This is a genomic window from Bacteroides sp. An269, assembly GCF_002159755.1.
GTDB lineage: Bacteria > Bacteroidota > Bacteroidia > Bacteroidales > Bacteroidaceae > Phocaeicola > Phocaeicola intestinalis.
In genome coordinates, this window is the sequence record NZ_NFJG01000145.1 from 1 (window position 1) to 9309 (window position 9309).

Genomic DNA, 9309 nt, shown 5'->3' on the forward strand with positions numbered 1-9309 from the left:
CGGCTCGCAAGGCTATGCCAATGTTGGTTTCCGAGTGGTAAGAATAGATAGCAACTGAACTTATTTGATTTTCGTTATTTTGTTCCATTTATAAACAGAAGAAAGAAAGGCATAGATATTCTTTCTTCTGTTCTTATTTTGTACCTTTGCCCTCCGAAGAGTTACCGGAACAAGCAAAGCGATGCAGACCACGGCAATTAGAACAGTTGCCAACTCATTACCCGAAAACGAGGTAATTCTTCTAACTCTCTTGATTTCAAAGAGGAATATCCCTTATACAGATTTACGGAAAATCAATGGAAAAACCAACGCACCTATATCCGCAGGCTTCCGCAACAGGCTGCATCTTGCTATGATACTATCCGGAAAAAGCGATTGTCTAGAGTTGGGGAAAATGTGGCTAAAGAAGTGCTTAACTATGAACAAGGCGTGGAAGCATTAGGCATTTATTTACCCAAACAGCCATATTGCTTTGAAAACGAATATATACTTCATACGCAGTTTCATATATACTGAAACTGGGTAAGAATATATACTTCACCGGCAATCGAAGTATATATCCGTTTTTCGAAAGCAGTTTAATGTTATTTACGGAAAAGTTTTCAGTCTGCTATAAAATCATACAGGTCGGGGTCTTCGTAATTGAGGTCATACTCTGTAGGTTCCATATCCGCCGGATTGACACCGTCCCAACCTTCCAGCGTCACGTTCTTCCGGTGCCGGTACTTCCGTACAGGCTTGGAAACCTGACGGGCTTTGCCCAACCGGATAGAATCCTGGCATTGTTTTGCCGTCAGGGGTGTGCGCGAGAGGATTTCGTAATACCTTACCGTCTTCTTCGGACCTTGTGGTTCCAGCCGCACATTGCCGTTAACCAGCTTTTCCGCTTTGTATTCCCTCTTGTCGGGAACCGTTTCCACTTCCACCACATAGCGGTGCAACACCTGTGCATGGACCATACACGCACAAAACGCAACGACGAACATACATAAATACATCTTTTTCATAAGCTTTATATTTCAGAAGTCAACGAGTCAAAGAAGTTAAAAGCCCAACATATTATTGGCTTCCCAACACGATTAGTAATCGTCACATTGTACGATTAGTAATCGTCAACGTGTACGATTAGTAATCGTGCAGGCAATGCAGTTATATTCTGACGCGCGGCATGATAACCGGCTTTCCAGACAGAATCCTTATCATCCGCATTCATTCCGCTTCAACGCTTCTTCGTACACCTTCCGCACCCGTTCCCTAAGGTGGGGCGGGCTGATGACTTCCAACGAGCGGCTTCGGGAAAGCAGCTCCATCACAAAATCATTGGTGATACGCAGGTGTACTTTGATGCGGAACTCGTCCGCATTGTCTGTCAAGACCTGCTGGGAATGATGCAAAGGTACCGACTTCAGGAATTTGCCGTCCAAGGCATCGTACTTCAGTTCGACGTCTTCTACCGGGATGTCCGGCTGGTTCCAGATGCCAAAACAATCGCGGAAAAGCTCGTCCACGTTTATATCCATATTCCGCTTGAAAGTCTCGCTTTCGCATACGCGCAAATCACAGATACGGTCTACTCCGAAAGTCTTCAGCACATCCCCTTCGTATGCCAACAGGTACCACCGCTGGTTCGACTCTTTCAAGTAATGGGGAAGGACTTTCTTTTCCTCTACCTTATCGCCCTGCCTTACCAGCGTATAGCGGAACACCACAGGATGCGTATGCTTAATGGCACTTATCAGCATCGGCAGACATTCGCTCGGCAACGGGCGGTGGTGCTCCGCCAGCACATACGTGCGCAGGTTCGTATCCCCTTCCAGCGCATTGAGCAAATCGAAGTTCTGAAGAAGCTGCCCGTAACGCTCCGGGATGTTTTCGTCTTCTTCCTTTATATAATACCCTTGTTCTCTTTTAGCATACGCGATGGTAATGCCAAACAAGCTTTGAATATCATCTATGTCACGCTCCAACGTCCGGCCGGATTTTCCCGAATAGCCGCGCATTTCCATCGCTTCAGCGATATAGCGTTTCAACTCTCTGGCAGGTATATAACGTTTCTTTCCTTTCAGCTTGTTGATAATGACCAACAAACGCTGCAATCCTTCCGTTCGGCTTCCCATACATGTTCCTCCTTTTGTTTGAGGCAAAGATAAGGAAGCAGAACGACAAAACATGTCGTTTGCGCAAAAATCTTGATATCACATTTCCACCAAATGTTTTTCCGCATTTTGCCGGTATCCACCAAATCTTTAGATAAAAAGAGAGCAAACGACAGGTTTTATCGTTTGCTCAAAAATCTCCCAATTATAATATATACAGACTATTCACGCACCGTGCGCAAGGTCAGCTTGCCGCCCTTCACACCCTTTGCTTTCGCCTCGAAACAGATTTCTCCGGCTTCTTCTTTAGTCTGTACTATGGCGGTCAATGCACCGCTGAAGGCTGGCATCCGGTTTTCGTGGAACAGATAGAGACAGGTAGGGTCGCCGTTTGCCGAAGCACGATACGTGCCTGCCCCCTTTACCGAGAAGTGTACCAGGCGGTTGTCCATCGGACACAGATTGCCATCCTTGTCCACGATGCGCACCGTGATGTAGGCAAGGTCTTTCCCGTCTGCCGCCAGCTCCGTACGGTCTGCCGCCAGCTCAATGTGGTGAGGCTTGCCAGCCGTACGCACTACCTTTTCGTCCGCCGCCTTTCCGGATGCATCGTAAGCCACTACTTTCAGCTCGCCCGGCTCGTATGGCACATCCATCCACATCAGCCGATACCGGCGCTGGAGCCAAAGCGAATCCTTGCCCTGCAGGGCTTGGCTTTCTTCGCGCGTCAGCTTGCGCTGCTTTCCATAGCTCTTGCCGTTCACGAACAGTTCCGCTTCGGGATAACTGGTGTAGACAAATACCGGCGTGTTTTCGCCTTCCCTGCCCTGCCAGTTCCAGTGCGGCAACACGTGCAGGGTAGGTGATTTCCTGTTCCAGATACTCCGATAGAGGTAATAGCGGTCCTTGGGCAGGCTTGCCAGGTCGATAATGCCGAACAACGAGCTATGGCTGGGCCAGGCATCGGTATCGTAAGGCGAAGGTTCGCCCAAGTAATCGAAGCCCGTCCATACGAACTGGCCGATGGTCCACGGATAATCGTCGGCAAGGGCGAAATCCTCATCGGGCACGTTGCTCCACGAGCAATGCTCCAAGTCATATCCACTCGACTGATGGTCTTCGTACTTAGCATCGCCGCGCTTCTGCACCGGGAACTTATACACCCCTCTCGAGCTGACCGTAGAGGATGTTTCCGAGCCCAACACAATGTTCTGAGGCAGGCGGTTGTAGGCTTCTACATACCGGTGGGCACGGTAATTGAATCCGGGCACATCCAGCATGGCGGCAAACCCATTGCCCAACACGCTCGACACCTGGTCCATACCGCATGTGACCGGACGCGTAGGGTCTTCGCGGTGGCAGATGTCCTGCAGGAACGAAGCCACCTTATACCCTTCGGGCTTCCACTGGGTAGGCACTTCATTGCCGATGCTCCACATCACCACGCTGGGATGGTTGCGGTAATGGCGCAACATGTTCACCATGTCTTTCTCCGCCCATTCGCCGAAGAAGCGGTGATAACCGTTCTCGCACTTGGCGATATCCCATTCGTCGAACGGCTCCAGCATCATCATAAAGCCCATCTCGTCGCACAGTTCCACCAGTTCGGGAGCCGGCATGTTGTGGGCGGTACGTATCGCGTCGCAACCCATGTCCTTCAACATCGTCAGCTGGCGACGCAGGGCAGCCACATTCACGGCAGCCCCAAGCGGACCGAGGTCGTGATGGTTGCACACCCCTTGGAACTTGCGGTGCTTCCCGTTCAGGAAGAAACCCTTGTCGGGCACAATCTCCAGGCTGCGGATGCCGAAACGGGTCGTGTATTCATCCGCCTGCCGGTTATCCACGTAAATCTTAGATACCGCCTTATACAAGAAAGGCGTTTCGGGCGACCACAACTTCGGGGCATCTACCAGAAAGTTCTGCTCAAAGGGCATTCCGTGATTGATTTTGCGCGTATTGTCTTTCACCGCTACCACCTTCCCTTCGGGTGAGAGAATCTCCGTCACGATGCGGATATCCTTATCCCCTGCATGGGCAACGGTGGTAAGCAGCTTCACCGAGGCATAGCTGGCTTCCACATGAGGCGTAGTAAGCTGCGTCCCCCATACAGGCACATGCACCTTTTCTGTAGTCACCAGCCGCACGTTCCGGTAAAGCCCTGCCCCCGGATACCAGCGCGAAGACTGCGGTCGGTTTTCCAAACGTACTGCCAGCGTATTCTTCCGCCCGTCCGTATAGATATAAGGTGTCACGTCAATGTGGAACGAATTATACCCCAGCGGCCAGAAGCCCGCTTCTTTTCCGTTCACGTAAACCCGCGCCTCGCTCATGGCACCATCGAACACCAGGGAAGCCTCTTTGCCCGCAGGCACTTCGAAGGTGGTGCGATACCAGCCTGTGCCCACGTAGGGAAGTCCTCCGGTGCGTCCGGTCTTCACCGAAGCCTGCGTCTCGAAGTTCTGCTTAACCGCCACGTTCTGCAGGTCATGGCTCCGGTCGAACGGACCATAGATAGCCCAGTCATGCGGCACGGTCACGGTTTCCCATTGCGTATCGTCAAACGTCTCTTGCACAGCCTCAGGCGCATCACCTTTCGTGAATTTCCAGTTCTTCTCTAACAATGTCTCTTGCCTTTGCGCTCCTACAGCTATTGAGAAAAGGAAGCACAGGCAAAACAATAAGTTCTTTTTCATGGTAATCAGTTTTTCAGTTTCGCCTACAAAAATAATGATTATTATAAATGCAAACAACCCATGTAGGGCGTATCGGCAAGCTCTGACAACTTTTTTGAATGAAGAATTTAGAATGAAGAATCTCCATGCGGGCGGAGCGATTCTTCATTCTTCATTGGCTTACACCGAACATTGTTTCATCATTCTTCATTTAATAATAATCCACACCCCTTCACCCCGTGCTTTTGCCTCCACAATGCGTTGTTTCAATTTCTCCACCCACAAGCACGAGTCCGTCAAGATACCCGGTTCCTGGCACTCGCCCACAAGGATGCATCCTGCCGTATCTTCTACGGTGTTTCCGGCGTGGATGCGGATACCTTCAAATTTAGGGACATGCAGCAGCAGCGGAAGCCATTGCTTGAACTTGGGTGAGCGGGTTATCACCACCGGATAACGCCCTTCGGGGATTGCCGTGCGTCCGGGCACTTTCTTCGCTTTCCTTTTTCGCCACTTCGGCTCCAAGGTGTAGCAGAACTCTTTCCCGTCCACCAATAACTTGCCCAACGTGTAGGGCTTATCTTTTACGATCCGGTTTAAGGTTAATTCCATCGCTCCTGAATTTTAGTTTTTTGTAACTGTTATCTGTTAGAACTGTTAGATAATGCCTGTACACCCATTGGTAGAGCATTTGTTTCGTACCTTTCACATCCAGCCCTGCCATTTGGCGTGCCCGGATTACATCGTCTAACGTAAATTCATCAGGAAGCAGCGTCAAAAGGTTCTGAGGCCCGTGTTTCGAAGACGTGCCATACACATTCTCGTTCATCGCCTCCTCTATCGCCTCCCCGAAAAACTCCATCTTGCACCACATGTCGTAGTGGAAAGACCAGCGCACGAACTCCTCAATCGACTTGTCCCATTTCTCGCCATTCGCCACATAGAGCACACAAGCCTTGAGGTAAGCAATCACGTTCGCCCGAAAACTCAGGTTTTCATACACACGGCTCTGTGAGAGCGTGGCGAACTCGGCATTCTCCTTCCGCATCTTTTCCGCCAGCCGGAAAGCCTGCGGGCAATCCACCAGCCCCGTGGCACGGTTCAGGTTCTCGATGTAAGGGCGGAGTTCTTCATCGAACGCCGCATCATACGTGCCGTACACCGGCATGTCCGCACCTATCTCCCTTTCGGGAATCGTACAGAAATTGATGCGCGAGATAGGCCCGTCCGTGAGCACACGAGAGAAATACCGTTTCCCTTTCAGGATAGTTGTAGCGGCATTCCAGTTAAACCGGATGGTCACTTTCTCGGTGATACTCTGCGTCCCCACACGGGTCTGCCCGTAGCGGTTTCCGGGGTCAAAAGCCAAACACATGATTTGGAACTGCTGGTTTCCCCGTCCCGACCCGCGCAAGGCATCGAACTGGTCAATCTCGTTCAGTTTCGTGTACAGAAAATGCCCTTCCGCTTCGGCGGTACGCATCACGAAAGCCGGATTGGTCATGTCCGCATCAATTTCCTGAATCACAAGCCCTTCCGGACGCTGCCTCTTGTCCTTGTTCGAGCCTTTCGAGTTCACCTCGTTTTTCCATTCCCTTTCCCTGCGCAAGTTTTCTTCGTCCCTGCGCCGGATGTCCGCCATGATGCGGTTTATCGGCTCCGAGATACAGTCCTTTCCGGCACCCGTGCCTGCCATAAGCACATTCATCAGCGTGGCTTCATGCTCCACATTGTCGATGTACTTAAATCTTACCTTATGCAGGTGTGTTGCGAGCGGCGGAAACACCGCATGAGCCACGGCAGGCTTGTACACATCGGGGGTGCGGCTCACAAGAAGCCCGATAAGTTTGGGCAGCTTTTTCGGCAATTCGGGCGGTACTGTAGGGGCGTATCGCATACGCCCGGAAACATCCGCACACACATCCCCATTGGCGTTCTCGTTGGTGCATTCGGGCGTATGCGATACGCCCCTACAAGCTTCTTTCATCAGCTTCGGCATACTGTACCATTTCGCCGAACACGCCGAATGAATCAGCCCCTTCATTTCTTCCTCCGAAAGCCCGTAACGTGGCATAATCTGTAAAAGAATTTCCTCGTTATTATCCGTAATGTAGCGCAAATGCGAAGCCAGCCGGTGCAACTTGTCGTTGCGCTCTCCCTGCACCGGTTCGCCGCCCGTAAGCGCAAACCAATGCCGGATAATGTCCGAGTAAGGTACACCCTTGAAAGCCATCTCCGTAGGGGCGTATTGCATACGCCCGGAAACATCCGCTTTATCATCCACATGCGCATCACCGCTGGCGTTTTCGTTGACGCATTCGGGCGTATGCGATACGCCCCTACGATTATCATCGGACAATCCAGCGTGACAAGGAGATTCTTCATTCTTCATTTTTAATTCTTCATTCTTAAAAAGTCTTTCCTCATCCACATAGATAATATAATCCTCCGGCACCACGAACGAAGACCGTGCCAAGTCTTTCACGCTCTGGTCATAATTCGCGTCCCCCAACTGCTCCGACATCCACTTTTGTGCCCCTGCCAAGTCCATCCCATCGGGGATAATGAAGAACAACCGCAATCCCTCGGTGCTGGGCGTAATGTGCGCCAGCACTACAAACCGAAGCACATCCTTTACGGCAAGTTCCTGACTTTTCTCCACCCAATACTCGCGCGGATTGGGCAAATGGTCGATGTCGTACATCGAAAGCCCCGAAGGCACCGCATCCGCATTCAGCCTCCTTCCGTTCCTAAACGTGGCGTGTGGCGTAAAAATCGGAAGCCTTTTCTTCAATCCAGCCTTCAAGGTCTCGTAATCTTCTTTTACCATTTCACCACGCTTTACTTTCTCCAGTCCGTCCGCTATCTGCGCACAGATATCAGCGACCAGCGGCGAGCGTACCGCCTTCCAAAACAGCTCAGGCGTGCACTCGCGCACCTCCCGGCTTCTGACATTATTTGATATTCCAAAACTCATAGTGTATGCTTTTTTCACCACAGATTACACAGATTAATAAAATTAATTTATTTCTTCTGTGTCCTCTGTGGTGAATTTTGTCAATAATAAATTATTTAATCTGTGTAATCTGTGGTGAGTGAATCAGTATCCGAAAACATCGTCATACATCCCTTCGATGAACGCGCTCGCCTCCTTGCTTTCGTTCTCAATCACCTGCGAGGGGATTACGTCCACTTCGTCCAGCCCGATGCGGAGCGTCAGGCGTACCTGCGTGTCGCCCACCGAAGCCCTTCCATGGCGCAACTTGATGCTCCGTGTGCCCGGCTTCGCCTGTCCCTTGCGATGTTCCGAAAAATTACCTTCCATCGGGTTAATCAGCCCGATAGTCCCTTGGATTCGGCTTCCCGTGGAAACCAGCCGCTGGTATGCGGTATCACTCAATTGTAATGTAATGTTCATAATGCTTTGCTAATTTCTATAGGGGCGTATTGCATACGCCCTGAATACATCCACGTGGATTAGTTGGCGCATCCGGGCGTATGCGATACGCCCCTACGGTGTAATCAATTATTTAAATCCGTGTAATCTGTGGTGAGCCTGTCCAGCAGCGAATGAATGAATTCCCGTCCGCGTTCCGTCCACACCAGGTACGCCCGTGTATGCGTTTCGCCCTCCGCGTCGCGGTACATATACGTGCGGTTCTGCGCATACCCCTGCCGGGCATAGCCAGCGTAGAGCAGGTATTGTCCGCTCTGGCAATACTGGATGCCCAGCCGGCACAGGCGGCGGTTCAGCTCAATGGCGGTCATGCCCAAGCCCTTGGCAACCTGCGTGGTGGTCATGCACGACACCGAGTCTATCACCTCGTCCGCATACGCCGCCCGCGGCTCCAGTTCCGCAATCCGCTTGTCCCTGCGCTCCAATGCCTTCTGCATGATGAGCAGCGCACGCGAGAGGATTACCTCGTCCGGCTCGTCCGCCCGCACCGCCATGTAGCCCCCGTGCTTGCGGATGGCGGGGAGCACCTCGCCGCATACCCAATCCTGAAAACCTTCCGCTTGCGGCTTGTCCGACCGCATGATGACTTTGTAAAGATTTTGCTCATTGATAAAGGTAAGCATAAGCTTTTGCCCTGTAGTTGCACCGTATTGGTTGGTGGTATTTGAGACCCCCTCTGCCAAACAGACACCGTCTCTTTTTAATCTTGATTTACAAACACTTACCCTCTTTATTTCCAATATCCGGCATACATCCGCCAAACAGAACCAAGGCTCGCCCTGTTCGTCAGTCATTGTCCGGATTTCGCCGAACTCCTTGCTTTTGAATATCATGTTTTCCATAAGTCTTTGTGTTAAGTTTACCGTAGGGGCGTATCGCATACGCCCTGAATACATCCACGTGGATTAGTTGGCGCATCCGGGCGTATGCGATACGCCCCTACGGTGTAATCAATTATTTAAATCTGTGTAATCCTTTAGATTTGCATTGGTAAAAGGGCAAAGAAAAAAGTTACCTTTGCCGTAAAAAAGGTTAACCAAGAAAAGGAGGTGACCTATTGTGTCCTATAGGCGGAAGCCCT

General features: G+C 51.1%; 7 protein-coding genes. All 7 read right to left on the reverse strand.

Annotated features, from left to right (window positions below):
• Nucleotides 1-602 precede the first annotated feature (602 nt).
• The 7 genes from B5F71_RS17650 to B5F71_RS17680 all read right to left on the reverse strand — a co-directional run bounded on the left by B5F71_RS17650 (nt 603) and on the right by B5F71_RS17680 (nt 9070).
• A complete protein-coding gene (locus tag B5F71_RS17650; RefSeq protein ID WP_143269932.1) occupies nt 603-1007 on the reverse strand; it encodes a hypothetical protein in 405 nt (134 codons plus the stop codon).
• 192 nt (nt 1008-1199) lie between these two features.
• Entirely contained in the window at nt 1200-2117 is a 918-nt protein-coding gene (locus B5F71_RS17655) for a WYL domain-containing protein (protein WP_087212950.1), read from the reverse strand.
• Nucleotides 2118-2317: 200 nt separating this feature from the next.
• Nucleotides 2318-4792: a beta-galactosidase GalB gene (gene galB, locus B5F71_RS17660; protein WP_087212964.1), complete on the reverse strand. Its 2475-nt coding sequence runs from the start codon at nt 4790-4792 to the stop codon at nt 2318-2320.
• A 186-nt stretch (nt 4793-4978) separates the two neighbouring features.
• Nucleotides 4979-5383, reverse strand: coding sequence for a DUF5675 family protein (locus tag B5F71_RS17665; RefSeq protein WP_087212953.1), 405 nt, complete (start codon nt 5381-5383; stop codon nt 4979-4981).
• A complete protein-coding gene (locus tag B5F71_RS17670) occupies nt 5349-7748 on the reverse strand; it encodes a BT4734/BF3469 family protein (RefSeq protein ID WP_087212956.1) in 2400 nt (799 codons plus the stop codon). The genes B5F71_RS17665 and B5F71_RS17670 overlap by 35 nt, the downstream gene beginning before the upstream one ends.
• 123 nt (nt 7749-7871) lie before the next feature.
• Nucleotides 7872-8189, reverse strand: coding sequence for a hypothetical protein (locus B5F71_RS17675; protein ID WP_087212959.1), 318 nt, complete (start codon nt 8187-8189; stop codon nt 7872-7874).
• A gap of 104 nt (nt 8190-8293) precedes the next feature.
• Nucleotides 8294-9070 carry a phage antirepressor KilAC domain-containing protein gene (locus B5F71_RS17680; RefSeq protein WP_087212961.1) on the reverse strand — a complete coding sequence of 259 codons (777 nt, stop codon included), beginning with the start codon at nt 9068-9070 and terminating at the stop codon, nt 8294-8296.
• Nucleotides 9071-9309: the final 239 nt, after the last annotated feature.